The 26,268-nt window shown below is 45.5% G+C and carries 27 protein-coding genes, 11 tRNA genes and 1 rRNA gene; 28 read left to right on the top strand and 11 right to left on the bottom strand.

Annotation, left to right across the window (positions count from 1 at the left end):
- Positions 1–4: 4 nt before the first annotated feature.
- The 9 genes from C232_RS0113980 to C232_RS20405 form a co-directional block, all read right to left on the bottom strand.
- A complete protein-coding gene (locus C232_RS0113980; RefSeq protein ID WP_018664776.1) occupies positions 5–856 on the bottom strand; it encodes a sugar ABC transporter permease in 852 nt (283 codons plus the stop codon).
- 1 nt (position 857) lies between these two features.
- Positions 858–2,165 (bottom strand): carbohydrate ABC transporter permease, encoded by a 1,308-nt coding sequence (locus tag C232_RS0113975; protein WP_018664775.1) that lies wholly within the window; start codon positions 2,163–2,165, stop codon positions 858–860.
- 97 nt (positions 2,166–2,262) lie between these two features.
- Entirely contained in the window at positions 2,263–3,525 is a 1,263-nt protein-coding gene (locus C232_RS0113970) for an extracellular solute-binding protein (protein ID WP_018664774.1), read from the bottom strand.
- Between the two features lie 234 nt (positions 3,526–3,759).
- Positions 3,760–5,562, bottom strand: coding sequence for a glycoside hydrolase family 13 protein (locus tag C232_RS0113965; protein ID WP_018664773.1), 1,803 nt, complete (start codon positions 5,560–5,562; stop codon positions 3,760–3,762).
- A gap of 2 nt (positions 5,563–5,564) precedes the next feature.
- Complete coding sequence (locus C232_RS0113960; RefSeq protein WP_422723667.1) at positions 5,565–7,301, bottom strand: glycoside hydrolase family 13 protein; 1,737 nt, start codon at positions 7,299–7,301, stop codon at positions 5,565–5,567.
- A gap of 226 nt (positions 7,302–7,527) precedes the next feature.
- Complete coding sequence (locus tag C232_RS0113955; RefSeq protein WP_018664771.1) at positions 7,528–8,499, bottom strand: LacI family DNA-binding transcriptional regulator; 972 nt, start codon at positions 8,497–8,499, stop codon at positions 7,528–7,530.
- Between the two features lie 6 nt (positions 8,500–8,505).
- Positions 8,506–9,189: a beta-phosphoglucomutase gene (pgmB, locus tag C232_RS0113950; protein WP_018664770.1), complete on the bottom strand. Its 684-nt coding sequence runs from the start codon at positions 9,187–9,189 to the stop codon at positions 8,506–8,508.
- A gap of 277 nt (positions 9,190–9,466) precedes the next feature.
- The gene (locus C232_RS0113945; protein WP_018664769.1) at positions 9,467–10,093 is read right to left on the bottom strand and encodes a LysE family transporter; all 627 of its coding nucleotides are present in this window, start codon (positions 10,091–10,093) and stop codon (positions 9,467–9,469) included.
- A gap of 37 nt (positions 10,094–10,130) precedes the next feature.
- Positions 10,131–10,256, bottom strand: a complete 126-nt coding sequence (locus tag C232_RS20405) for a hypothetical protein (protein ID WP_268869209.1) — start codon at positions 10,254–10,256, stop codon at positions 10,131–10,133.
- A 152-nt stretch (positions 10,257–10,408) separates the two neighbouring features.
- Between C232_RS20405 and cshA the strand changes: the two genes are divergently transcribed.
- The gene (cshA, locus tag C232_RS0113935; protein WP_018664767.1) at positions 10,409–11,830 is read left to right on the top strand and encodes a degradosome RNA helicase CshA; all 1,422 of its coding nucleotides are present in this window, start codon (positions 10,409–10,411) and stop codon (positions 11,828–11,830) included.
- Positions 11,831–11,919: 89 nt separating this feature from the next.
- Here cshA and C232_RS0113930 read toward each other — a convergent pair whose 3' ends face one another.
- Positions 11,920–12,531: a rhomboid family intramembrane serine protease gene (locus tag C232_RS0113930; protein ID WP_018664766.1), complete on the bottom strand. Its 612-nt coding sequence runs from the start codon at positions 12,529–12,531 to the stop codon at positions 11,920–11,922.
- 61 nt (positions 12,532–12,592) lie between these two features.
- Between C232_RS0113930 and acpS the strand changes: the two genes are divergently transcribed.
- The 14 genes from acpS (at position 12,593) to C232_RS0113860 (ending at position 23,821) form a co-directional block, all read left to right on the top strand.
- A complete protein-coding gene (gene acpS / locus C232_RS0113925; RefSeq protein WP_018664765.1) occupies positions 12,593–12,943 on the top strand; it encodes a holo-ACP synthase in 351 nt (116 codons plus the stop codon).
- Positions 12,944–13,151: 208 nt separating this feature from the next.
- On the top strand, positions 13,152–14,168 hold the full coding sequence (locus tag C232_RS0113920; protein ID WP_018664764.1) for a LolA family protein: 1,017 nt from the start codon (positions 13,152–13,154) through the stop codon (positions 14,166–14,168).
- A 131-nt stretch (positions 14,169–14,299) separates the two neighbouring features.
- Complete coding sequence (gene alr / locus C232_RS0113915) at positions 14,300–15,463, top strand: alanine racemase (protein ID WP_018664763.1); 1,164 nt, start codon at positions 14,300–14,302, stop codon at positions 15,461–15,463.
- 152 nt (positions 15,464–15,615) lie between these two features.
- Positions 15,616–15,894 (top strand): CopG family ribbon-helix-helix protein, encoded by a 279-nt coding sequence (locus C232_RS0113910; RefSeq protein WP_018664762.1) that lies wholly within the window; start codon positions 15,616–15,618, stop codon positions 15,892–15,894.
- Positions 15,895–15,898: 4 nt separating this feature from the next.
- Positions 15,899–16,249, top strand: coding sequence for a type II toxin-antitoxin system PemK/MazF family toxin (locus tag C232_RS0113905; protein WP_018664761.1), 351 nt, complete (start codon positions 15,899–15,901; stop codon positions 16,247–16,249).
- A gap of 426 nt (positions 16,250–16,675) precedes the next feature.
- Positions 16,676–17,506, top strand: coding sequence for an RsbT co-antagonist protein RsbRA (locus C232_RS0113900; RefSeq protein WP_018664760.1), 831 nt, complete (start codon positions 16,676–16,678; stop codon positions 17,504–17,506).
- 3 nt (positions 17,507–17,509) lie between these two features.
- Complete coding sequence (locus tag C232_RS0113895) at positions 17,510–17,866, top strand: STAS domain-containing protein (protein WP_018664759.1); 357 nt, start codon at positions 17,510–17,512, stop codon at positions 17,864–17,866.
- Between the two features lie 4 nt (positions 17,867–17,870).
- Positions 17,871–18,272 (top strand): anti-sigma regulatory factor, encoded by a 402-nt coding sequence (locus tag C232_RS0113890; protein ID WP_018664758.1) that lies wholly within the window; start codon positions 17,871–17,873, stop codon positions 18,270–18,272.
- An 11-nt stretch (positions 18,273–18,283) separates the two neighbouring features.
- Positions 18,284–19,294: a PP2C family protein-serine/threonine phosphatase gene (locus tag C232_RS0113885; RefSeq protein WP_018664757.1), complete on the top strand. Its 1,011-nt coding sequence runs from the start codon at positions 18,284–18,286 to the stop codon at positions 19,292–19,294.
- Positions 19,295–19,361: 67 nt separating this feature from the next.
- Complete coding sequence (locus C232_RS0113880) at positions 19,362–19,691, top strand: STAS domain-containing protein (protein ID WP_018664756.1); 330 nt, start codon at positions 19,362–19,364, stop codon at positions 19,689–19,691.
- 2 nt (positions 19,692–19,693) lie between these two features.
- A complete protein-coding gene (rsbW, locus tag C232_RS0113875; RefSeq protein ID WP_018664755.1) occupies positions 19,694–20,164 on the top strand; it encodes an anti-sigma B factor RsbW in 471 nt (156 codons plus the stop codon).
- On the top strand, positions 20,142–20,921 hold the full coding sequence (sigB, locus tag C232_RS0113870) for an RNA polymerase sigma factor SigB (RefSeq protein ID WP_018664754.1): 780 nt from the start codon (positions 20,142–20,144) through the stop codon (positions 20,919–20,921). The genes rsbW and sigB overlap by 23 nt, the downstream gene beginning before the upstream one ends.
- Positions 20,922–20,924: 3 nt before the next feature.
- A complete protein-coding gene (locus tag C232_RS0113865; protein ID WP_018664753.1) occupies positions 20,925–21,518 on the top strand; it encodes a PP2C family serine/threonine-protein phosphatase in 594 nt (197 codons plus the stop codon).
- Positions 21,519–21,643: 125 nt separating this feature from the next.
- Positions 21,644–23,821 carry a Tex family protein gene (locus C232_RS0113860; protein ID WP_026314611.1) on the top strand — a complete coding sequence of 726 codons (2,178 nt, stop codon included), beginning with the start codon at positions 21,644–21,646 and terminating at the stop codon, positions 23,819–23,821.
- 36 nt (positions 23,822–23,857) lie between these two features.
- On the opposite strand, the gene cmpA is transcribed toward C232_RS0113860, so the two are convergent.
- The gene (gene cmpA, locus C232_RS19870; protein ID WP_018664751.1) at positions 23,858–23,977 is read right to left on the bottom strand and encodes a cortex morphogenetic protein CmpA; all 120 of its coding nucleotides are present in this window, start codon (positions 23,975–23,977) and stop codon (positions 23,858–23,860) included.
- Positions 23,978–24,323: 346 nt separating this feature from the next.
- Between cmpA and C232_RS0113845 the strand changes: the two genes are divergently transcribed.
- The 13 genes from C232_RS0113845 to C232_RS0113785 form a co-directional block, all read left to right on the top strand.
- A complete protein-coding gene (locus C232_RS0113845; protein ID WP_018664749.1) occupies positions 24,324–24,803 on the top strand; it encodes a SprT family protein in 480 nt (159 codons plus the stop codon).
- 188 nt (positions 24,804–24,991) lie between these two features.
- A tRNA-Asn gene (locus C232_RS0113840) sits at positions 24,992–25,066 on the top strand.
- A 5-nt stretch (positions 25,067–25,071) separates the two neighbouring features.
- Positions 25,072–25,163: transfer RNA gene (locus C232_RS0113835), tRNA-Ser, on the top strand.
- A gap of 36 nt (positions 25,164–25,199) precedes the next feature.
- Positions 25,200–25,271: transfer RNA gene (locus tag C232_RS0113830), tRNA-Glu, on the top strand.
- 22 nt (positions 25,272–25,293) lie between these two features.
- Positions 25,294–25,369, top strand: a tRNA-Asp gene (locus C232_RS0113825).
- 6 nt (positions 25,370–25,375) lie between these two features.
- Positions 25,376–25,450, top strand: a tRNA-Gln gene (locus C232_RS0113820).
- A gap of 9 nt (positions 25,451–25,459) precedes the next feature.
- A tRNA-Lys gene (locus C232_RS0113815) sits at positions 25,460–25,532 on the top strand.
- 64 nt (positions 25,533–25,596) lie between these two features.
- Positions 25,597–25,671: transfer RNA gene (locus tag C232_RS0113810), tRNA-Gly, on the top strand.
- 55 nt (positions 25,672–25,726) lie between these two features.
- Positions 25,727–25,811: transfer RNA gene (locus C232_RS0113805), tRNA-Leu, on the top strand.
- 5 nt (positions 25,812–25,816) lie between these two features.
- Positions 25,817–25,893, top strand: a tRNA-Arg gene (locus C232_RS0113800).
- Between the two features lie 19 nt (positions 25,894–25,912).
- Positions 25,913–25,986 (top strand) — tRNA-Pro (locus tag C232_RS0113795).
- A gap of 10 nt (positions 25,987–25,996) precedes the next feature.
- Positions 25,997–26,070: transfer RNA gene (locus C232_RS0113790), tRNA-Gly, on the top strand.
- A gap of 127 nt (positions 26,071–26,197) precedes the next feature.
- Positions 26,198–26,268, top strand: a 16S ribosomal RNA gene (locus C232_RS0113785); the annotation flags it as partial.

Here is a 26,268-nt window from a genome sequence, read left to right as displayed (position 1 = left end):
GATCTCAACCTTTCGTACCGCCGGAAGTAAGCCCGGAGACGAAATTCTTTTGCAGGAAGAAAAATAAAATACAAATGGGGAGGGCGGCTAAAATGGCACCGGCTGCAAATAAAGCGACTTTCTGCTGCTGCGGATTGGAAATGAATTGCTGCAGCCCGACTGCGATCGTTAAATGCTCAGGTGTCCGCAGCAAAAATTTAGCAAGCAGGAAGTCCCCAAACGGCCCCATAAATGCCCATAAAGCCTGGACGGCCAGCATTGGCTTAACAAGCGGCAGGATAATTTGCCAAAACACACGCAGATGGCCGGCACCGTCAATTCTTGCGGATTCGTCCAGATCGCGCGGCACTGTGTCAAAGTAGCCTTTCATCAGCCAGGTATTCATCGGAATGCCCCCGCCCACATAAATAAGCGTTAAGAACCAGTAAGAATCAAGCCCGTTTAAAATCATTGCCAGCACATAAAAAGCAGTCAGGGCCGCCATCGTTGGAACCATTTGAATAATCAGGAAGAAAATGAGGCTGTATTTTCTGCCTTTAAAACGGTAGCGGCTGTATGTGTAGCCGGCAAGTGTCACAATAACGACCTGCAAAACCATCGTGGCGATGGCAATAACCAGCGTATTTTTATACCAATCGAGATAAAACGTATCAGTGAAAAGCCTGCTGAAGTTATCCAGCGTCCATGCCGAATGCAGATCAAGCCGGAATGAGACGATATTGGATGCCCGGAAAGCGGAAGATGCCGTAATAAGTAACGGATACAAAATCATGATGCTAAGGATAATCAAAAAGGCATAGGTGAAAAACCGGTTCCAAAACCGGGTGAATTTTTGGCTTTTGATGAATTCTCTCATCTTACATCATCTCCTCATTACCGAAAGCATTGGTTTTCTTGAAGGCGGCCAGGGAAAAAGCAATGACAATAAACGAAATCATGAGTGTAATCGCAGCTGCCATCGCATATTGCGGTGAAGTGCCGGTCGTCAGCTTGTAAATCCACGAGATCAGAATATCTGTAGAACCGGCACCGGCGCCGACGCTTCCCGGCCCGCCATTATTAAATAAGTAAATGATGGAGAAATTATTGAAATTAAACGTGTACTGTGTAATCAAAACAGGTGCGGTTGCAAATAAAATCATGGGCAGTGTAATCCGGCGGAACTTTTGCCAAAAGTTTGCACCATCAATCCGTGCCGCCTCATATAAATCACCCGGGATTGATTGCAGCACACCCGTAACCATGACATAAATATAAGGAAACCCGAGCCATGTCTGGATCATAATTAACGCAATTTTCGTCCAAAACGGATCCGTTTTCCACGATACCGCGGCGAGATCAACCAGCGGCAAGTGGTTTAAGAGCGGAATGACCTGGGCATTGATGGCGCCAATGCTGTCATTGAACATGTTGGAAAAGCTCATGATCGTGATGAACGCCGGCACAGCCCATGGCAAAAGGAATATGATGCGGAAGATTTTTTTGCCTTTAATAAAATCCTGGTTCACCACAACTGCTGTTAAAATGCCAAGGATGATTTGGCAGGTCGTGGCGCATAAGGTCCAAATCACAGTCCAGCCAAGTACACTCATAAAAGTTGCACGGTAAGAGCTGAGCGAGAAAATATTCAGGAAATTATTTATGCCAACCCAGTCAATAAGCCGAAAAGGCGGAATATGGAAGAAATCATAATTGGTAAAAGCAATGAACAATGTTACAAGAACCGGGAAAATGATGACAAATGTCATCGCGATATAAGCCGGAATGGTTAATAGATAAGGAAAACCGGACTCCCATGCATTTTTTAAAATGGAACGCGCGGTCGTGTTGGCTTTTCCGGTAGTATTCCAAAGTTTGGCGACGCGCCGGGCGTCATAAATATTTAACAAGTAAAATGCCAAAAAAACGATGGTTACGATCATTTGCAGGGTACCCTCAATCAAAAGAAAAAGGGAGTGGTCCACCCTTGGTACAGAACCTAATGTGATAAAGCCGTTTAAGGCAGGAATGCCGGCAACAACCATTTGAATGATGAATAAGCAGAAGATTGCCAGGAAAACAATCCCTTTAAAGGGCTGTTGGTTATAAAATTGGCCGCAGCCCGGAATGACCGATAGCAAGCCTGCTTTACGGACATCTTTCAACTTTTGAAGTTGTGTTTCCATTTGACTCCCCTCGATTCTCTAAATGGTTAAAAATAGTGCTGAAACCATTTTAAAATCAGGTGGAGAGGATTCTCCACCCGGTCTGTTTTGCGCATGATTATTTATTGGAGTATTTTTCAGCAATATTGTTTTTGATTGTTTTTACAGCTGCATCTGCTGCCTGCTGCGGTGTTTTCTTGCCAGAAGCGGCGTCATACATAGTCGACTCCATACCGGTCCAGACTTCAGCCATTTCCGGGATGTTTGGCATTGGCTGTGCCGATTTGTATTGCTCGATTACAGCTGTTGTCAGCTCATCCTTTGTAGCCTTCGATTTTGCCCGGGCTGTGTTATTTGCAGGAATTTCTTTGTAATCTTTATAGAATTGATAGTTGTTGGCAGAATTGGTGACGTATTTGATCCATTTCTTTGCCAATTCCGGTTCATTCGTATAGTTGGAAGCAACCCAGCCTTTCCCGCCGGCAAATGCTGCATATTCTTTACCGTTTGGAAGTGCCGGGATCGAAGCAACGCCGTAGTTTACTTTTGCTTTGGTATAATTGGCTGCAGACCAGGGCCCGTCAATCACTGCCGCTGCTTTTCCTTTAGAGAATGCTTCGGCTACAAAATCCCCGGAGCTTTTTGTGTCTTTCATGCCTTTAGGCCATATATCCTTAAACCAGTGTGTTGCATATTGAATGGCTTGTACGGATCCTGCGTTATTTAATCCGATGTCCTTCGTATTCGTGCCGTTATCCCCAAAGACATAACCGCCGTAACCGGCCAGTAATCCGTAAGCATAATAGAAATCAGTCCATTTCACTAAAAATGCAGTAGATTTTCCGGATTCGGATGCGAAATCGTATTTGCTGTCCTTCGTCAGTTTTTCCAGGTCAGCAAAAGTTTTTGGCGGGGAAGAGATTAAATCTTTGTTATAGTAGAGTACGAGCGTTTCGATGACAAACGGCACGCCGTATACTTTGTTGTCAATCGTAACCTGGCGCTGGTCTTTTGCATCATAGCTGCTGATATCTTTTTTGTTCAATGGAAGCAGGTGGCCTTGCTGCCCAAGGCCGCCAATCCGGTCGTATGACGCCATCATGACATCAGGGGCTTTTCCGGCCGGCCCATCCAATGACAATGCTTCCAGCTGGTCGAACATTGGTTTTTTGACGACCTTCACTGTGACGTTATTTTGTTTTTCAAAGTCTCCTTTTATGCTGTTAATATAGCTGGCATAGGATTCTTCCACTGAAACGGTGAGTGTTTTTTTGCCTCCATTGCCGGTGCTGTTTGTTTTTTTGGAGCCCCCGCACGCAGCAAGCGCCGTGGCCATTCCAAGGACAAGTGTGAGCAACATGAGTTTCTTTAAGACTTTCATTCAATTAACCTCCCTTTTTTGTTATGCTTTTATTATATTCGTCTTTAGAAAGCGTTTACAATATCAATTTTCCTGTTACCGGTAACAAAATAATCCCCCGCCGGCATATCCGGCGGGGGAGAGGCTTTCACATAAAGTATGGACTAACTTGGCGGAAAAACAGGGGCGGTGAACAGCCCAAGAGAAAACGGCATGAATCTATCGGGCTGGCAGGGCGCCGTGCCGGCAGCCATGCTATAATTCAATCGCAACAAAGTCCTGCGCCGGGAGAACAAGATTGCCTGTATCAAGCTTTCCGTCTCCCAGGACGGTTCTTGCGGATTGAGGATGTTCAACGTGCAGTTCCGGCCACGGGATGGATTTTTCTGAATCCGAACGGTTAAAGACGAACAAAAGCGTATGGTCTTCGCCTTTTCGTAAAAAACCCACAAGTTGCTGATGATTATCCACCTTCAGCCAGTCCAGTTCTCCGTAAGTCAGGGTATGCTGATACTGTTTGCGGAATTGGATCAGCTTTTTCGTGAAGGCAAGCATATCGCGGTCCTGTTTATCTTCTTCCCAGATCATGCATTTGCGGCAGAGCGGATCCCCGCCGCCATCCATACCGACTTCGGTACCATAATAAAGGCATGGCGAGCCTGTGTGGGCGAACATAAATCCGAGCGCAAGCTTCACTTTCTTTTTATTGCCGCCGCAGCGGGTTAAGATCCTTGGGGTGTCATGGCTGTCAAGCATGTTGAACAGAACCTCATTATTCGACTGCATATAATGCATAAACTGCTGGTTGATGCTGTGTACCATTTTTTCAGCCGTTATTTTTTCATCCACAAAGTATTCAATGATGGTTTGTGTGAATGGATAATTCATGACTGAATGGAATTCGTCGCCCAAAAGCCAAGGCCGGGCATCATGCCAGATTTCACCGAGTATATAAAGATCCGGATTTTCTTTTATCACCGCTTTGTGGAACTTTTTCCAAAACGCATGATCGACTTCATTGGCAACATCGAGACGCCAGCCATCAATATGGAATTCGCGGATCCAGTATGTGGCGATATCGAGCAGGTGCTTTTGCACTTCCGGGTTTGCTGTGTTCAATTTCGGCATGCTGGTTGTAAATGCGAATGTATCAAAAGAAAGCGTATCTTTGCCGTCAATATTCCCATTTTCGCCTTCCCGGACCGGAAAAGAGTGGATATGAAACCAGTCTTTGTAGTGTGACTTTTCCCCATTCTTCAGCACATCCTGCCACTGTGCCGAATGCTTTCCAATATGATTGAAAACAGCGTCAAGCATCACTTTGATCCCGCGCTTATGGGCTTCTTCGACAAGCTTGCGAAACGTTTCCTTATCGCCAAAATGCGGGTCAATTGAAAAATAATCAAGCGTGTCGTATTTGTGGTTGGAAGGCGATTCGAAAATCGGCGTCAAATACAGGCCGCCGATGCCGAGATCCTGCAGGTAGTCCAAATGGCCGATAATTCCCTGCAAATCGCCGCCAAAAAAGTCATTTACACCCGGGTCCCTGCTTCCCCACGGCAAAGCATTGGACGGAGAAATATCCGGATTCCCATTCGCAAACCTTTCCGGGAAAATTTGGTACCAGACGGTGGATTTGACCCAGTCCGGCGCTTTAAACATATCGGTTTCGTGTATATATGGAAACTTGAAATAATAATCCGGCACATTTAAAGTGTCTTCAACCGGAGGATAAAAACCGCGCCCGCCGTAAAAAATCTCTTTTCCCTTGCCGTCGTCTAAAAGAAAAGCATACTGGAGGCGGCTGTGCGGCGGCTTAACTTCTGCAAACCAGTAATCGTGGGCTTCAGTTTCAGCCATTTTCTTCATTTCCAGCCGTTTTGATTCCCAGTGATATTCCCCCTGTTCATTCTGTTTAAACAAATAAGGGTCGCCCCAAATAAGAACGGCTTTGGCAATATCCTGTTTTTTTGTCCGGATTTTAATATGCATCGTTTCTTTGTCATAAGCATAAGCATCGGCACTGAATGGCTGATGGAAGATTCCTGCTAAATCCATATTTAATTCCTCCCGTTTATCGCTTCGTTTTTCTGCAGCAATACATAGCATTCATAAGGTGACAACACGATCCTGCCTGGAATTTCTTTACTATTTCCGGCATTATTCAACAGGCATGACCATTTTGTCCGGGTAAGTTCCGGGCACGTGAATGTCTGCCGTTCTTTCGATACATTGCAGACCACCAGTGCACGCTGCCTGTTATACGTCCGGAGATAGGCGTAAATGTTTGGATCATGTTCAGCCAGCATCTCCCATGTGCCTGATTTAAAAACGTCCATGGACTTCTTGATCTCAAGAAGCTTCCGGTAATATTGCAGTATGGAGTCCGGATCTTTTTCCTGTATGGCGGCATTTACCTCCCGGGTGTCATCATTGATGCCGAGCCACGGGGCATATGTAGAGAACCCGCCATATTTTTCATCCGTCCACTGCATGGCCCCTCTCGATGTGTCCTTGGAACGCTTTTGTACCATTTGTAAAATCTCCGCATCCGTGCAGCCCGCTTTCCTGGCAGCAGCAGCCAGGCCGGGGATACTGGGATCTTCATAGTCTTCCAGGTGCGGCAATTTTAAGTTCGTCATCCCAATTTCTTCACCCTGGAGCAGGATCGGCAGCCCCCATTGCAAGTACATTAAAGTGGCCAGCATTTTTGCACTTTTTTCCCGGTACATCTGTTCATCGCCAAAACGTGATAATAATCTCGGCATATCATGGTTATTCCAATAAAGTGCGCTATATCCTTTGCCGTACAGGTCTTTTTGCCACTTTGCCATCACTTTTTTGAATGCAGCCAGATTCCATTTTCCCTGCTGCCAGTTTTCAGGGATTCTTTTATCCTTCGCTTCGGTATCAAAGCCCAAATAATTAAACGTAATGACAGCATCGCATTCTTCCCGTGCCGGGCTTGAATAAAGCACGGCAAGATTCGTGTCTGCAGAAGCCGTCTCGCCAATTAAAAACGCGTCGGGAAAATCCTTTTTGACGGCGCGGTTAAATTCATGAATAAAATCATGGACGCGCGGCAGGTTTGCGTAGTATTTTTCCGCCAGTACAAAATCTGTTTCATCTTCGGCATCCTCGTTTCGGACAGGTAAAAACCGGGAGTCTTTTGCCATATGGATCACGGCATCCAGCCGGAACCCGTCGACTCCTTTTTCCAGCCAGAAGCGGGCGATTTTAACCATTTCTTCGCGGACTTTTGGATTCTCCCAATTTAAATCGGGCATTTTATCACTGAATAAATGGAAATAATATTGCCCTGTCTGTTCATCAAATGCCCATGTGCTGCCGCCAAAGAACGATGCCCAGTCTGTCGGTTCGCGCCCGTCTTTCGGATCCCGCCATATATAGAAATCCCTGTACGGGCTGTCCTTGCTTTTGCGCGCGGCCCGGAACCATGGATGCTGATCCGAAGTATGGTTTAACACGAGGTCTAAAATGATTTTCAAGCCGTGTTTTTTTGCTTCCTTGATCAGGTTTTCAGCGTCTTCCATCGTGCCAAAACCAGGATCAATTTTTTCATAGTTGCGGACATCATAGCCATTGTCAACATGGGGAGACTCGAAGATCGGGTTCAGCCAGATTGCCGTCGCCCCGAGCTTCCGGATGTAATCGAGCTTTTCGATCACCCCGGGAATGTCCCCGATGCCGTCCCCGTTCGTGTCTTTAAAACTGCGCGGGTACACCTGATAAATGACGGCATTCTTCCACCACTGATGATCAGCCAAAAAACTCACCTCCATGTTCATCTTATACCCCCTCAACGTAACATCACCCGCCAGGAAGAACAATTTTTTCATCACGTGTTACCGTTAACAGAAATGAAGGGCAGAGGGAGGGCTGCTTATCGCAACAGATCACTAACTGCTGGCTGCGGGCAGGGTAAATCGAATCAGCCGAACAGTATTGGCAAGACATTCACCTTGAACTTTCAATGGGTGCCGGAGCCGGATAAGCATCCTGTTACCCGGGCTGCGGCTGTTCGGCTACGGTGGAGGGCCGGATTAACAGAATAGGCTCAAAAAACCGGTGCCCCTGCGGTTTTCCATGCCCGGCAATTTTATTAAGCAGCATCTGTGCACACGCTTCCCCCATTTCTACAATCGGCTGGCGGACAGTCGTGATAGGCGGGGAAGCAATCCGGTCCAGAAATACGCCGTCAAATCCCGTGACTGCAACCTGCCCGGGAATCAGCAAATTCAATGCCTGCGCCGCCCGGATCACACCCAGTGCAATCCGGTCGGTGCTGCAAACAAAAGCACATTTTTCGTCCCAGCCGGATAAAATCGCTTCAGCTGCTTTCTGTGCGCCGCTGGAACTGTTTTTGACCCGGAAAATATGGCGCTCCAACCCGCTTTCCAAAATGGCATCCAAATATCCTTTTTGCCGGGCAAACATGAACGATTCCTGGATATCCATTGCGAAAAAATACACTTTTTCATAACCCAGGCCGATCACATGCTGCGTCAAATAACGGACCCCTTTTTCGTTATCCACATCAATAAAATCAAAGCCCCTGTCATTTTGCCCGAATAAAATAAGCGGCTTTGTAAATTCTTTTAACACGGTGTCATAATCATGATAGCGCATGCCTGTTGCAATCAGCCCGTCACACTGGCCGATGCCCCGGGATTTCCTTGTAACGAGCTGAAGGGAATAATGGTGCCGGTCCAGCTCGCGGGCAATACCGGTCAACAAATTCATATAGTAAGGCTCAGTTGTATCCATTTCTTCTAATATTAAAAGCTTCACAACCTGCGTCCGGTTGGAAACAAGTGCCCGCGCCGCATAGTTCGGCACATAATTCAACTGTTCCATCGCATCATAAACCAGTTTTTTCAGCTTATCTGTTACTTGTTCCGGGTGATTAATCACCCGGGAGACTGTCATTTTTGAAACATTTGCTTTCCTCGCTACATCAGAAATAGTGGCCATGTGGTTTCATCCCTTGCGCTTTAGAAAAAATGCGCTTTCAATTTGCGGGTAAGCCAATTCAGCTGTCCCATTCACCCGGTAATCGGCCTCCTGCATCTGATCAGGCGTCCCTACTCCTACAGCAAACATCCCCGCTGATTTAATGGCCCGGATCCCTGCTTCAGCATCTTCTATCCCAACGCAAACGGCCGGATCAGAACCAAGTTGTTTGGCCGCTGTCAGAAAAATTTCGGGGTCAGGTTTTCCGTTTTTAATTTGAGCGGCATCCACAATTTCGTCAAAATAGCAGGCGATCCCGAGCTTGTTGATCACAAACATGGCGTTCTTGCTTGCAGAGGCAAGACCGATCCTGATTCCCCGATCTTTTATATCCTTTAACAAAACCTCAATTCCCGGAAGCAGGTCCTGCGGGGTGATCTGCTGAATAAGTTCAACATAGTACCGGTTTTTCCTTGCCGCCAAATGTGCAAGTTCTTCTGCAGAAAAAGCCGGCGCAGGCTCTACATGGTTGAGGATCTTCATTAAAGAATCCATGCGGCTGACGCCTTTAAGTGTCTCATTAAACGCGCGGTCAAAAGGAATATTGAGTTCTTCCGCCAACTTTTTCCATGCGAGGTAATGATATTCAGCTGTATCGGTAATGACACCGTCCAGGTCGAAAATAAAGGCTTGAATTTGCGAAGCTGCCATTTTGCCTTCCTCCTTGGGTCTGGTGATATTTTTCATCGTATTAATTATAGTATATTAGATAAAGAGATGAAGAAATATAAATACAAATGGGAAAAGAAGATCTTTTTCATAGTAGAGCATTGTTTGGCATGATAATCAAAACAATGACAAAATTGATCGTGCCAAATCAGCTGGACTTTATATGAAAATGGTATGCTAAGCCGGCAGCAGCTGGAGGATTCCCCTGCGGGAGCTGCCGGGCAAATAGAAGGCCGGCTGCTTTTTTTCTCATTTCATTTTAAAAAGGGAGGGTCTTAAACGCCTGAATACCGAAGTAAATGCCAAAACCCACGAGAGAAAGCCCCGAGAGTTTGGAAATCAAATTAATCAAACGATTGGTTAAAAATTTTCTGAAGCCACTGGAAAGGGCTGCCATTGAAAGATCCCAGATCGACACGCCGATGAAAATGGCACAGCTGTACAATAGAAACTGGCGGGTATCAACAGACTCAGCAGTTTTTGCCAGGACTGAACCGTAGACACCGAGCCAAAATAAAATGGTCAAGGGATTCGTCAATGACATAATGAAGCCGGTGAAAAACGACTTAAACAATTTTTCCTTTTTTCTCATATAATCGGTGATGGGCCGGCTGGATGACAGAAAGCTTTCAATGCCGGTATATGTAAGCACAAAACAGCCGAAAAACCAGAGAAAGGATTTCACAAAGCCGATGCCGAGCAGATGCACAACCCCCAAATATACGAGAAGCATGTAACCGGCATCGGCGATCATTGCACCCACTCCGATCATCCATGAATGCAGAAACCCGCTTTTGATGCCTTTGTCGATTTGGGCGGCATTAATCGGGCCGATAGGAGCTGCCAATGAGAGTCCTAAAAAAATATAACTGATCATGCTTTCCATTTTTTCCCCGCCTTGTCCATAATGGTATTTGTATATACTATTCAAGATGGGCGGCTTGTACGACTAAATTCTTCATTTCTTGAATCATAACGGTTGGGCTTCTGCCTGTTAAGATTGGGGTAAGATTTTTTTCAGGTAATTGCAGCTGTCGGCCCATATGCATTGAAATCCTCGCTTATTCATGTTACGATTACCGTACATCGTTTACGCTTTTAGGTGAAACTACTCGTATGAGTATATTTTTTTGTAAGAATGGGAATAACCCTATAGGGAGAATATGGCCCTGTTGAACGTTAAGAAGGAGATTGAGAAGCATTGACGAAGTTTTCAGAACTGAATTTGAGCCCGGCGATTTTAAAAGCTGTAAAAAGAATGGGCTTTGAAGAAGCATCACCGATACAAGCAGCAACGATTCCACTCAGTATGGAAGGAAAAGACATTATCGGCCAGGCACAGACAGGTACCGGTAAAACAGCCGCATTCGGAATTCCGCTGATTGAGAAGATTGACCATAGAAGCCACCATATACAAAGTTTGATTATCGCACCGACGCGGGAACTTGCTATCCAGGTTTCGGAAGAGTTATACCGGATCGGCCGGGATTCCCGTATCCGTGTGCTGGCGGTGTATGGCGGCCAGGATATTCAGCGCCAGATCCGCGCCCTTAAAAATCACCCGCAAATTATTGTCGGGACACCGGGGCGGATGCTTGACCATATCAAACGGCGGACACTTAAGCTTGACCAGGTGCACACACTAGTCATAGACGAAGCGGACGAAATGTTGAATATGGGATTCATTGAGGATATTGAAGCGATCCTGTCTTCTGTCCCTGAGGAACGCCATACCATGTTGTTTTCTGCGACAATGCCGGAACCGATCCGCAAAATTGCTGAGCGGTTCATGCATCATCCGGAACTTGTCCGCGTAAAAGCAAAAGAAATGACGGTACCGCTGATTGAACAGCACTACGTTAAAGTGCATGAACGCGAAAAATTCGATGTGCTTTCACGTTTGCTGGATGTGCAGTCCCCTGAACTTGCCATCGTCTTCGGCCGGACGAAACGCAGAGTGGATGAACTGGCGAATGCCCTGAACTTGCGCGGGTATCTTGCAGAAGGGATACACGGTGATTTAAGCCAGGCAAAACGCTTATCTGTATTAAGAAAGTTTAAAGAAGGAAAGGTTGACGTTCTGGTTGCTACGGATGTTGCAGCCCGCGGTTTGGATATTTCCGGTGTTACACATGTATACAACTATGATATTCCGCAAGACCCGGAATCGTATGTTCACCGCATCGGAAGGACGGGTCGTGCCGGAAAAGAAGGCATGGCGATAACCTTTGTTACACCGCGTGAAATGGGCTATCTTAAAATTGTTGAACAAACAACGAGAAAGAGAATGCTGCCGATGCGCCCGCCTACCTGGAACGAAGCGTTTGAAGGCCAGCAGCGCATGTCGATGGATCGCATCAAGGATACCATTAAAGAGGGCAATGTTGATGAGTATCTGGCAGTGGCAAAAGAATTACTTGATGAGTATGATCCGCAGCAGGTAACAGCCGCCGCCCTGAAGCTGATGACAAAAGAGCCGGACAAAACGCCGGTCCATATTTCAGAAGAGCGTCCGCTTCCGCACAAAAAGGATAACCATAACAGGAGAGGAAAATCTTCATCCCACGGTTATAATAAAGGAAGAAAGCCAAGAAGAACGACAACAAGCAGAAAACCATATTAAAAAACTAAAGGCAGGGCCAAAAGGGTAAGCGATAGGCTGTCTACATCATATTAGAGGAAAAAAGCAATGGACGGATCCGTTGCTTTTTCTTATTTAAGCAAAGAAGCTGTCCCTTTTTTAAGCTTTAAAATGAGGAGGCCAAGCGCAACACCGCCAATAAAACCGGAAAGATGGGCGACGGTATTGGTGCCGGGCTGCAGCAGTGCTGTCAGCATGGTAAAACTGATCACAATCAAAATGGTTTGCTGGCGCGTTTTTGGCATGGACTGCTTAAAAACATAAAGAAATGCCAAATAGCATCCTAAGAGGCCGAAAATGGCTCCGCTTGCACCGGCATGGTGATAAGTGAGCGGAAGGAGAAGGAAAGTCATCCCATTGGCAATGATCCCGCTTCCGAAGTAAAGGATGCTGAATTTCCATTTGCCGAAATAATGCTCCAGAAACGGCCCGAGCAGTAAAATTGAAAAGGAATTCAAGAGCAGGTGGCTGAAATGAATGTGGACAAAAACAGGGGATATCAGGCGCCAAACTTCCCCCTGGGCAATATACAGATTCACACCGGTTAATCCCTGGTAAATCCCTTGGTTTGGAAAGAAAGGCAGCTGCATCACCATAAAGAGCACACACTGGATGAAAACAATCGCAAATGCAACAGGATAATACTGTATAAGAGCAGACAACCGGACAGGGCGGATAAACATAAAAATGCTCCTTTCATGTGGAAAAGCCTTATCTAAACATTATGCCGGGGAGGTGGACTGTATGATCAAAGGGATTGGAATTGATATTGTGGAGCTTGAAAGAATGAAGAAAATATATGAAAGACAGCCGCGTTTTCCGAAAAGAGTTTTAACAGATGCGGAATATAAGACATTTAATTCGTTAATCGGGCAAAGAAAAATTGAATTTTTGTCAGGGCGGTTTGCGGCTAAGGAAGCCTTCTCAAAAGCGCTTGGAACAGGGATTGGCAGCGAATGCTCGTTTCAGGATATTGAAATTGAAAAAGACGGGAAGGGACGGCCTTATTTTTCAAAACCAGCGGGAGAAGCCTTTCACTTGTCGATCACACACAGCCGTGAATATGCATTTGCCCAGGTGATTATAGAAGCATAACCAACAGAAAAAACATCCTGCCATCCTCCTGTCCGGCTGTAAACGCCATCAGCATTCCTTAAAACCTTTTCTTCATTTCCTGTTCATATCCACGGAGGTTGTCTCATATATTCTGAGTAAGAGAGGAGAGACAAGGCTTGGATCTGAACGACGGGCATGCCTTTCTCTTCATAAAACAATGAAATGAGACAATAAAGGGGTTGAAAGGATGAAGAGAAAGTATTGGTTACTGATCGCAGCCTTGACAGCGATATTCACACTTTCGGCCTGCGGTGCAAAATCGCCGCAGGATGTCACTTCAAAGTTAAAAGAAAAAGCAGCGGAAGTGGACGGCTATAAGCTGAACGCAAAAATGACATTAAAGACAGGAAATGAGCCGCGAACCTATGATATTGAAGTATGGCATAACCAGCCGAGCTATTACCGCGTGAACTTGAAAAACAGCGGTAAAGGCCAAAGCCAAATGATTTTGCGCAATAAAGAAGGGGTTTTTGTTGTCACGCCGGCTTTAAATAAGAGTTACAAATTCCAAAGTGAGTGGCCGGATAATACAAGCCAGGCCTATCTTTATGAATCACTTGTAAAAGATATTTTAGAAGACAAAAATGCCAAATTAACAGTGAAGAAAAATCAATATGTATTTGAAACGAAAACACGTTACCAAAACCATAAAATGCTGCCGTACCAGGAAATCACATTCAATAAAAGAACACTGGAACCGGTGAGTGTCAAAGTAATGGATACAGACCGCAATACATTGGTAAAAGTCCTGTTCACAAAAGTCGATTTTCATGCAAAGTTCGACAACAATGCGTTTGACACGAAGAAGAATATGACCAGCGCAAAACTTGAAATTCCGGTTGACGCAAAAGCCGGCAGCAAAGAGTTCTCAGTCAAATACCCGACTGCGAAAATCGGCCATACCACGCTGCTGGATGAAAAAGAGGTGGCAACAGCAAATGGCAAACGTGCGGTACTAACGTATACCGGCGATAAGTCATTCACACTGATTCAGGAAAAAGCGGAAGTGCTTCCGACAGCTGCGATGGACGCCATTCCTGCAGCCGGCAATATCATTGATCTCGGATTCGCCATTGGCACAATGACAGACGATTCCATTACCTGGACGGAAGACGGGGTCGACTATACACTTGCATCCAAAAACCTGACAGCGGCAGAGATGATAAAAGTTGCCCAATCCGTACAGGGCGACCCGGAAAAATAGGGCCTTCCCCCGCTTTTCGTAACAAGTTTACAAAAGCGGGGGAGGCTTTTTTCCTTTTAAAAACAATTGACAATGCTTCTCTTGCGTTCGATAATCAGTATAATGGCGAAATTGAAAAGGGAAGTGTAGTCATGAGGGGATCAGATCCTTTTTACCGGGATACATGGGTCGAAGTCCAATTGGATGCTATAGAAGAAAACATTAAAAACGTACGTAAGAGACTGCCAAAACAAACAGCCATCATTGCTGTCGTGAAAGCAAATGCTTACGGGCATGGGGCTTATGAGGTTGCAAAAACCGCGCTTGCCTCAGGGGCCTCCGGTTTGGCGGTAGCCTTTCTTGACGAAGCACTGGCGCTTAGAAACGATGGCATCAGGGCGCCCATTTTGGTTTTGGGTGCAGCCCGCCCGCAAGATGCGCCCATTGCGGCTGAAAACGCGGTATCGCTCACAGTCTTTCAAACAGATTGGCTCACGGAGGCGCGTCAACATTTAGGCGGGCAGAAACTGTCTGTCCATATCAAATGCGATACAGGCATGGGGAGAATCGGCGTCAGAAGCACGGAAGAACTAAAAGCGGTGGAAAAGCTGATTGAAAGCGAAACCTGTTTTTCTTTTGACGGGATTTTCACCCATTTTGCAACAGCGGATGAAATCGACACGGCCTTATACGAAAAACAGTACAGCCGTTTCCGCGAAATGGTCGAAAGCCTTGGAACCCGCCCGCCGTTTGTGCATTGTGCCAATAGCGCAGCCGCTTTAAGATTTGACCAGACGCCGTTTAATGCTGTGCGGCTTGGGATTGTGATGTACGGTTTGGCACCATCTCCTGAAATGAAGGCAATTTTGCCGTTTCCTTTAAAGGAAGCTTTTTCGCTGCATACGAAAGTGACACATGTGAAACAAATTCATACCGGCGATACCGTTAGTTACGGGGCAACCTATACGGCTGACCAGGATGAGTGGATTGCAACACTGCCGATTGGTTACGCGGACGGCTGGATCCGGAAATTACAGGGCCAGGAAGTGATTGTCGGCGGAGAAAAAGCCCCCATTGTCGGAAGAATTTGCATGGATCAATGCATGGTGAAACTGCCGCATGCAGTGCCTGTCGGGACGGAAGCTGTCTTGATCGGCCGGCAGGGAGAATACTTGGTATCAGTAGATGAAATCGCTGAAAAACTGGAAACCATCAATTATGAAGTGACCTGTTCCATTTCAGCCCGTGTTCCGCGGATTTTCATGCAAAAAGGGCAAAAGGTGACCAAAGTGCTGAATTTTCTGCTGGCAAAATAGAAATTCTTTGGCGAATCTTGAATATTTGCCTGATTTTTTTGCCGATAATAGATAGGAATGGCGATTTGATCTTTGCATATAGTTAAATTGATGTTATGATTAGATTGGAACGGAATTCGAAACGGTGTCTAGTGTGTGTGGAGGTGTAGCAGGTGTCTGAATCCATTTCAACAGAAATTTTAATCCGGTTGCCGCAACAGCTGTTAACAGAATTAGATGGATTTGCTGAAACCGAGAATATGAATCGTAACGAATTAATTTACCGCGCTACGAAAATGTATTTAAAAGAACGGAAAAAACGTCAAATCCGCGAAACAATGCGCCGCGGTTACATGGAAATGGCAAAAATCAATTTAGCGATTGCCTCAGAAGCGATTCAAGCTGAATACGAAGCAGAACATACCGTTGAAAGCTTAGTAAGCGGGGGGTAATCCTTTGATTGTTAAGCGTGGAGACGTGTACTTTGCTGACCTTTCTCCTGTTGTTGGTTCTGAACAAGGCGGTGTGCGTCCGGTACTCGTTTTGCAAAACGACATTGGGAATCGTTTCAGTCCCACTGTAATTGTTGCTGCTATTACAGCGCAAATCCAAAAAGCTAAATTGCCTACACATGTTGAAATTGATGCAAAGCGTTACGGCTTTGAACGTGATTCTGTTATTTTACTCGAACAAATTCGTACAATTGACAAACAGCGCTTAACGGATAAAATCACGCATCTTGACGAAGAAATGATGGAAAAGATTGACGATGCCCTTCAAATCAGCCTGGGCTTGATAGAATTCTAATGACGCTCTTTTTAGGGGCGTTTTTTTGATAAACGCGGGTTTAAAATATTGCGGTAGAGGTATTAAAATAAAGTTATTCCCCTATAAAAAATAAACAAAATAATAAATAATCAGCTAAAAAATTTGCCCATCCCGGATATTTCATGAGAAACTTACATAAAACCGGTAACCGTCCGCACCTTGAAAAAGATATAATAGCATCATATATATGTAAATCTCTTTTTATAAGAATAGTAGATGAAAGGTTTCAGCTTGCCGGGGATCAGACGTACTGCGATCATCAAACACGGGTGCTCATCATAAAAGTGCGGGAAACATAGCAGCCTGCAGTAGCAAAAATGGATGCAGCACCTGCCGGAAAACCGGCGGATGCAGTAATGCTGCCTGAATGAAGGCCTTAATAATTTGGATAGGAGAGAGGCTGTCATGCAACAGTATCTTGCAGAGTATATCCCAAAGCATAAAGATGAAATATTGGAAGAGTGGATGAAAGCCATGAAATCGAAAAGCGATGAACAGGTTTTTCAATTCAACTCGGGCAGCGTTTTTAACAAAACAAGCCAGGATTTTGTGGAAGTCATTCTTGCCCGCTTAACAAAAACGAACCATGAATATGAAAAACAGCTGGGCGAATTCGCTGAAAGGATTGTATTTTTCGGGTGGCCGCTTACTTTTGTGACAACAGGTATCCAGACTTTAGGGGATATTGTATATAAAAAAATTATGACAAGCAAGGCTGAAATTGAGGCCGGAAAACAAATTGAGTTTTGGAAGATTTTCCGTGGCTGGACAAACTCGGTACAAAATGAGTTCGTCAATGGCTATGCGACCATTTGGGAAAAAACCATTTCACTCCAGAAAATCGCACTGCGTGAACTATCCGCTCCTCTCATTCCGGTCTTTGAAAAAATATCTGTTTTACCGCTGGTGGGGACCATTGATTCTGAACGGGCCCGGCTTATTATGGAAAATTTGCTGAACGGCGTGGTAAAAAACCGGTCTGAAGTCGTGCTGATTGATATTACAGGGGTTCCAATTGTTGATACGATCGTGGCCCACCACATTATCCAGGCGGCGGATGCTGTCCGGCTTGTCGGCGCGAAATGCATGCTGGTTGGCATCCGTCCTGAAATTGCACAAACCATTGTCAATCTGGGAATTGACTTAAAACATGTGGCGACAACCAGCACACTGCAAAGGGGAATTGAAGAGGCACTGCGCCTCACTGGTCGGAAAATTGTAAAATGGGAGGGCTGATGAATGCGTATACCAATTTTAAAACTTGGAAACTGCCTGCTGATTTCTATCCAATGGGAACTGGATGACCAGACAGCACTGGAGTTCCAGGAAGATCTGCTGCAAAAAATCCATCAAACAAATGCTAGCGGGGTAGTCATCGACATCACTTCCATCGATTTTATTGATTCCTTTATCGCAAAAGTTCTGGGAGATGTCGTCAATATGGCAAAAATGCTGGGTGCAAAGGTAGTGATAACAGGCATCCAGCCGGCTGTTGCCATTACTTTGATTGAATTGGGAATTAAACTGGAAGATGTCCTGACTGCGCTCGATCTTGAAAGTGGTTTAGAGAAACTAAAACAGGAACTGGAGGATTAAATATATGAACAACCATTCCTGTGTAAAAATTCTAAACGAATGGGACATCGTGGCAGCCCGGCAATTAGGAAGAAATATTGCGCGAGAATTGAATTTTGGGATTATTGACCAGGCAAGAATTACAACAGCGATTAGTGAGCTTGCCCGGAATATCTTTATATACGCAGGCCAGGGAGAAATACAGATAGAAAAACTCTTGCAAGGCGGGAAAAAAGGGCTGAAAGTAATTGCTGCAGACCACGGGCCGGGTATTTCGGATATTCGTAAAGTGATGGAGGACGGTTACTCCACATCCGGGGGGCTGGGAGCTGGTTTGCCGGGGGTCCGCCGCCTGATGGATGAATTCGATATCGATTCCGATCCGAAGAAAGGCACGACTGTCACCGCGGTCAAATGGGTTCGCTAGGAGGGGAAGGTATGGACTTTAACGAAACATTAGAGAAAGAATATAAGGAAATGATGATGCAATATTTGCAGCATCCAAATGAACAGGTGCTTTACCAGTGCGAAAAGTTCGGCCGCAAATTAATTGAAAACCGTGTTTCCCCGGAAGAAATGATTATGTATCACCGCTCAGTTCTGCAGGAAATTGATCCCCATCTGTCAAAGACGGTACAGCAGTCGTTTGACGTCCTGCTTGAGGTCATGCTTGCTTATGGACTGGTATACCGTGAACAGCAAAGCCTGAGGCATAAACAAAAAGAACTGAAAAGCGAAATTGAGATTGCGGCTAATATGCAGCAAACATTGCTGAGGGCGGATGTACCACAGCAAGACGGCGTTGATATCGGCGTCATCAGCGTGCCCGCAAAGCAAATGAGCGGAGATTATTATAATTTTATTGAGGACGAAAACCACTGTGTCGGCATTGCCATTGCCGATATCATTGGCAAAGGAATCCCGGCAGCGCTTTGCATGTCCATGATCAAATATTCGATGGACAGCTTGCCGGAGTACAGCCACCAGCCCCATGTGATTTTGGAAAACTTGAATCGTGTTGTCGAGCATAATGTGGATCCAAGCATGTTTGTCACCATGTTTTACGGCATGTACGATCCTGTGCTGCACCGTTTTTCCTACTCATCTGCCGGACATGAACCCGGCTTTTATTATAGCGCGAAAAAAGACCGGTTTGAAGACTTGGAAGCGAAGGGGCTGCTTTTAGGTATAGAGAAAAGGACGAAATACCATCAATATGCCAGAAATGTGATGGATGGAGATATGATTGTGCTGCTTTCTGATGGTGTAACGGAATGCCGGACAAAAGATGGATTTATCAGCAGGGAGACCATCACAGAATTGATTCGGAAATACATACATTTGAACGCACAGCAAATTGTTACAAAGGTTTATAAAGAGCTGGAGAGATGGCAGGAATTCCAATTACGGGATGATTTTACTTTATTAATTTTAAAAAGGGCAAAATAAATCGGTTTGCATCCCGTTTGAACAGGGTAAAGCCAGTTTAGTGATGAATGTTAAAGAGGTGAAAGAAATGGATTTTAAAATAGATGTACAAGAGGAGCAATATATCGTTCATGTAACAGTTGCAGGAGAAATCGACGCATTCACAGCCCCGAAATTAAGGGAAGCATTTGAACCATACGAAGGGAAAAAAGGCCTGGAAGTATCCATCGATTTATCTCAAGTAGCCTACATGGATAGTACCGGGTTGGGCGTTCTCGTTGGCTTGTTTAAAAATTTACGTGCAAATGAAGGCATCCTCACGTTAACAGGCCTTTCTGATCGGTTAAAACGATTGTTTGACATCACAGGCCTTTCTGACATTATGAAGATCAATACCGGGATAGAAGGTGGAGTGTAAAAATGGAGGAGTTTGATCACATCAGTATGAAAATCCCGGCAAAAGCGGAATATGTAGGGGTCATTCGCCTTACGATTTCCGGTGTTGCAAGCCGTATGGGATTTGATTACGAACTCATCGAAGACTTGAAGATTGCAACGAGCGAGGCCATTACCAACGCTGTCCAGCATGCTTATAAAGATAATGAAGACGGTGAGGTCAATGTTGACTTCAGTGTTTACCCCAACCGCCTTGAAGTCATGGTCTCCGACAAGGGAGAAAGTTTTGATTTGGAAAAGGCAAGGAAATTAGCGGGCCCGTATACGGAGGATGTACAGATTGAATTTATGAGAGAAGGAGGATTAGGTCTCTATCTCATAGAAAGTTTAATGGATGAAGTCCGCATTCATTATGATAGTGGAATTACCGTCATGATGACCAAGTATCTTCAAGGGGAGCAGGTGGAGACGAATGTCAAAACTGCCTCAACCTGATCAGATTGATGTCAATGAACTCATTCAATCTTATCAACAAAACGGTGATAAAGAGGCACAGGAAATTCTGGTCACCCATTACAAAAAGCTGGTAGAGTCGCTCGCCCGTAAATATTCAAAAGGCAGAGCCTATCAGGAAGACATCTTTCAAGTTGGCGTTATCGGGCTGCTTGGCGCGATCCAGCGTTTTGACCCCAGTATAGGGAAAAGTTTCGAGTCCTTTGCAATCCCCACCATTATCGGTGAGATCAAAAGGTTTCTCAGAGATAAGACATGGAGCGTTCATGTACCGCGGCGAATCAAAGAATTGGGACCGAGAATTAAAGCGGCCGTTGAAAAATTAACAAACGAATTGCAACGTTCACCGAAAATTGCTGAGATTGCCGAATGTCTTGGGATTTCGGAAGAAGAAGTACTGGAAGCAATGGAAATGAGCAAAAGCTACCATGCTTTGTCTGTTGACCATCCGATTGAATCGGACTCTGACGGGAGCACCGTTACCCTGCTGGATATGGTTGGAAACGATGATAACGGCTATGAAAAAGTCGACCAGCGGCTTGTGCTCGAAAATGTACTGCATGTGCTCAGTGAACGGGAGCGCCAAATCATTCAATATACTTATATCGAAAACATGAGCCAAAAGGATACAGGCGAAAAGCTGGGAATTTCCCAAATGCATGTCTCGCGCCTGCAGCGCCGCGCCATCAAGAAATTAAGAGACGCCATTGAAGGTGAACTACAACATGCGGAGAACTGACCAATGAATTATCTTAGCGCAAAAACAATTGAAGTATATGGGTTTCAAACCATTAAAGCCGGCAGAAAATTGTGCGGGGATTCCTATTATATGATGGCAACGGATGACTATTTTTTATGCGTTCTTGCAGATGGACTGGGCAGCGGTGAGTACGCCTATTACTCATCGCAGGCGGTTGCAAGAACAGTAAAAGAAAAATCAGACGAGGATGTAGACACCTTAATGAAAGAATGCAACCATGTATTATACCGAAAAAGAGGGGCAGCTGTTGCGATTCTAAAAGTCTATTTCAAAACGCATCAATTCGATTACAGCTGTGTCGGCAATATCCGCTTTTATGTCTACTCGCCGGACGGGAAATTAACGTATCCCCTGCCGATCTCGGGATATTTATCCGGAAAACCGCAATATTTTAAAACGCAGACGTTTGCGTATGAACCGGATTCCAAATTTATCATCCATTCAGATGGCGTAAACGAAAGGGATGCAAAGGCGTTTTTAAGAAAATGCGAATCCATTGAACTAATTGCAGACCGATTGAAAGAACAGCAGCAGACAAATGATGACGCAACGTTTATTATAGGGAGCTTGCACTAAGAGGCAAGCTTTTTTATTTTTTTTAAATAACCATGTTCCAGGCACGGCTTTCGGGGATGGATTTTTTTCCAAAACAAAACCATGGTAAAATAAGAGCAGACAGCTTTTTAAATTGTTCAGGAAATGTGGTGTTTTGTTTGGATGAAAAAAATAAACAGCTGATTCACCAGCTGGTAAAAGAGCTTCAATTTTCCGAAAAACAGGTCAAAAACGTGATCAGCCTTTTGGAAGATGGAAATACCGTGCCATTTATTGCACGCTACCGCAAAGAAATGACAGGGGCCCTTGATGAGGTGCAGATCCGTGATATCATGGAACGCTGGAATTACCTGCAAAATCTGGAACAGCGCAAAGAAGAAGTGATCCGGCTGATTGAGGAACAGGGAAAATTAACGGCTGAACTGCGCCAAAACATATCAGCTGCCGATAAACTCCAGCTCGTGGAAGATTTATACCGGCCCTATAAACAAAAGCGGCGCACAAAGGCGGCGATTGCCAAGGAAAAAGGGCTCGGGCCGCTTGCAAAATGGATGCTTACTTTTCCGAAAACCGGTGATCTAAAGGCAAAGCTTCAGGAATTTGTGTCCGGGGAAAAACAGGTGGAGTCTGCCGATGAAGCACTCCAGGGCGCAAAAGATATTATCGCGGAAATCATATCGGATGAGCCAAAATACCGCGGCTGGATCCGCTCTTATACGTTTAAAACAGGGATGCTGTCAAGTACAGTCAAAGATGCTGAAAAAGACGCGAAAAAGGTCTTCGAAATGTATTATGAATATGAGGAACCTGTCCGGAAAGTCGTGCCTCACCGCGTACTCGCGCTAAACAGAGGCGAAAAGGAAGGCATTATCCGCGTCTCCCTGCAGGCCGATGCTGCGCGGATTCTCGATTATTTGTACCGGCAAGTAGTCAAAAACGATGCATCCATTACAGCCGATGCTGTGAAAGAAGCAGTAGAAGACGGCTATAAACGGCTAATCCAGCCTGCGATTGAAAGGGAGATACGAAACGAATTAACGGAAAAAGCGGAAGACCAGGCCATCCACATTTTTGCGGAAAATCTCCGGAATCTTCTCCTGCAGCCGCCTTTGAAAGGGAAGATGGTGCTGGGTGTCGACCCTGCATACCGGACAGGCTGTAAATTGGCTGTTGTGGATGAAACAGGAAAAGTTTTAAAAATCGGGGTAATTTATCCGCATCCTCCAAAACCAAGAACGGAAGAAGCAAAAGCAGCTGTAAAAGAGATCATTCATAAATTCAAGATTGAAGTCATTGCGATTGGAAATGGGACAGCCTCCCAGGAAACAGAGCAATTTATTGCAGGCATCTTAAAAGAAGTGGATGAAGATGTTTCCTACATCATTGTCAACGAGGCAGGCGCGAGCGTCTACTCTGCTTCAGACCTGGCGCGTAAAGAATTCCCGGATCTGCATGTTGAAGAACGAAGCGCTGTTTCCATCGCGCGCAGGCTTCAGGATCCGCTGGCTGAGCTTGTGAAAATTGATCCGAAATCCGTTGGTGTCGGCCAGTATCAGCACGATGTCTCCCAAAAGAAATTAAACGGGTCCCTTACCTTCGTTGTAGAGACAGCCGTTAACCAGGTCGGTGTCGATGTCAACACGGCATCACCTTCGCTCTTGCAATATGTATCAGGGCTCAGCAGTACGGTGGCAGGCAATATTGTCCACTTCAGAGAAGAAAATGGCAAATTCACCAACCGCATGCAGCTGAAAAAAATTCCGCGGCTGGGCGCAAAAACATATGAACAAAGTATCGGGTTCCTCCGTGTAACTGACGGAGCGGAGCCCCTGGATAAAACAGCAATCCACCCTGAGAGTTATCCGGTCGTGAGAAAACTGCTTGACATGTTGGGCATGTCCACTGCTGACCTCGGAACAGAACAGTTAAAAGAGTCGCTCGAAAAACTTGCAGTTGGCGAAATGGCAGAAAAGCTTGAAATCGGCGAACTTACACTGCGGGATATATTTGACGCTATAACGCGCCCCGGCCGCGACCCGCGCGACGAACTCCCGCAACCCCTATTAAAAAAAGATATTCTCAAGCTGGAAGACTTGAAACCGGGCATGGAAATGCAGGGAACTGTCCGGAATGTAGTTGACTTCGGCGCCTTTGTCGATGTCGGAGTAAAAGAAGATGGCCTTGTCCATATTTCAAAACTCAGCAATCGTTATGTAAAGCATCCGCTTGATATCGTATCTGTAGGGGACATTGTTACCGTCTGGGTGGAAAAAGTGGATGCCCAAAAAGGCAGGCTCTCGCTGACCATGCTGCCATCATCATAACGAACCTGGCGAAAACGAAAGAAGATGCCGACTGTATTACTTATCGGGCATCTTCTTTTCTGTATAAAAAAACCAGCATTCATTCAACAACTTGATTTGGCTGCGGCGCTTCTCACAAAACGCCTTCCTTATTTGGTTTTGAAACCATATTGGCATGATCATCGGCTCCTTTATCCCATATTCCCGAGTCAAAAACCACCCGCCAACATCTCTTTTCCCCTGTAAAAAAAGTATATGTTATAATAACTTGTCACGTGTAATGAAAAGGCAAAATAAATCAGAAACCGGCAGAATAAATACGGAAGCGGACGAAAAAAAGCCAAACAGACAAGATGAATCGGCAAACGAAACAGGATAAAATCCCGGATTTGGCGGTGATCCATACGGGGCACACGGAAACCGGGGTGCCGGCAGTAAGTGCCCCTGGAAGACAAGGCGTCCGAAGCCCGGCAAGGATGTAGCACGCCTGCTAAACAATTTTTTAACGGGGGGCAATAAAACATTGAATGATTCAGAACTGAAGCAGCTTGTAGAAAAAATATCTTTACAATACTTTCATAAACCATTCCGCCACAATGCCTATTTTAATCCCCGTTTACGCACCACCGGAGGAAGATACCTATTAAAAAGCCACGATATCGAAATCAACAAAAAGTATTACAACGAGTTTGGGGAAAAAGAACTAATTGGGATTATCAAACATGAGCTTTGCCATTACCATCTGCATTTGGAAGGGAAAGGCTATCAACATCGCGATCGGGACTTCAAACAACTTCTGCAGCATGTTGGTGCTCCCCGCTACTGTTCATCATTGCCGGCCAGTCAGCAGAAACAATCTGCCGCAAACAGTCCCGCACATCTATATGAATATGTTTGCAGCAGCTGTGGCATAGTATACAGACGGAAAAGAAGAGTAAATGTGAACCGCTATGTATGTGGCAAGTGTGGGGGAAAACTGATCTTAAATCGCCGTGTTTTCTAATCGGCAAGACTCTTATTGTATGAATCGTCCCCAAACCATTGCCCCATCCATTCATGTCTCCGGAAAACGCAGCAATGCGAGCTTTTTTGGCATTTTATTCATTTTTTACCTGTATTCATTTAAAAATAGGGTTGACACCATGTGGCTCCGTAAGTATAATTTTAAGAGTCGATAAGATGATTAGCTATTCCGCAGTAGCTCAGTGGTAGAGCAATCGGCTGTTAACCGATCGGTCGTAGGTTCGAATCCTACCTGCGGAGCCATATTTGGGGAAGTACTCAAGTTGGCTGAAGAGGCGCCCCTGCTAAGGGCGTAGGTCGTGTAAGCGGCGCGAGGGTTCAAATCCCTCCTTCTCCGCCATACATATAATACCGGTCTATTCAGCAGATGCATACCGGCCCGTTGGTCAAGCGGTTAAGACACCGCCCTTTCACGGCGGTAACACGGGTTCGAATCCCGTACGGGTCATTTGAATATTTTATATCATTTTGGTTCCGTAGTGTAGCGGTTATCACGCCTGCCTGTCACGCAGGAGATCGCGGGTTCAATTCCCGTCGGAACCGCCATTTTGTTGGGCCATAGCCAAGCGGTAAGGCAACGGACTTTGACTCCGTCATGCGTTGGTTCGAATCCAGCTGGCCCAGCCATTTTTGTGTGAGCCATTAGCTCAGTTGGTAGAGCATCTGACTTTTAATCAGAGGGTCGCAGGTTCGAATCCTGCATGGCTCATTATGATATGCGGGTGTGACGCCATAAGGCATGGAGCTTTGACTCCTTTTACCCGTATTTTTTCGCGGAAGTAGTTCAGTGGTAGAACATCACCTTGCCAAGGTGGGGGTCGCGGGTTCGAATCCCGTCTTCCGCTCCAACATATACCATTGACTTTCAAATGGTATATGATATAATATAATATGTATCTTATCGCGGTCGTGGCGGAATGGCAGACGCGCTAGGTTGAGGGCCTAGTGGGAGTTAAATCCCGTGGAAGTTCGAATCTTCTCGGCCGCATAAATGCGCCCATAGCTCAATTGGATAGAGCGTTTGACTACGGATCAAAAGGTTAGGGGTTCGACTCCTCTTGGGCGCGCCATTTTAATTAAAGATGATATCGGGAAGTAGCTCAGCTTGGTAGAGCACATGGTTTGGGACCATGGGGTCGCAGGTTCGAATCCTGTCTTCCCGATTGGTAATACGCGGGTGTAGTTTAGTGGTAAAACCACAGCCTTCCAAGCTGTTGTCGTGGGTTCGATTCCCATCACCCGCTCCAAAAAAAGTTATTGACAGCAATGAAAAAGCATGATATACTAATTGAGTTGCTGTTAAAGCAGATTGTTCCTTGAAAACTGAACAAAACAAAACGTCAATGTTTATTTTATGAGCTTTTATCAAACATCTTTATGGAGAGTTTGATCCTGGCTCAGGACGAACGCTGGCGGCGTGCCTAATACATGCAAGTCGAGCGGAC

Source organism: Heyndrickxia acidiproducens DSM 23148, assembly GCF_000374345.1.
GTDB classification, from domain to species: domain Bacteria; phylum Bacillota; class Bacilli; order Bacillales; family Bacillaceae_C; genus Weizmannia; species Weizmannia acidiproducens.
This window is presented reverse-complemented; position numbering and strand designations above follow the sequence as displayed.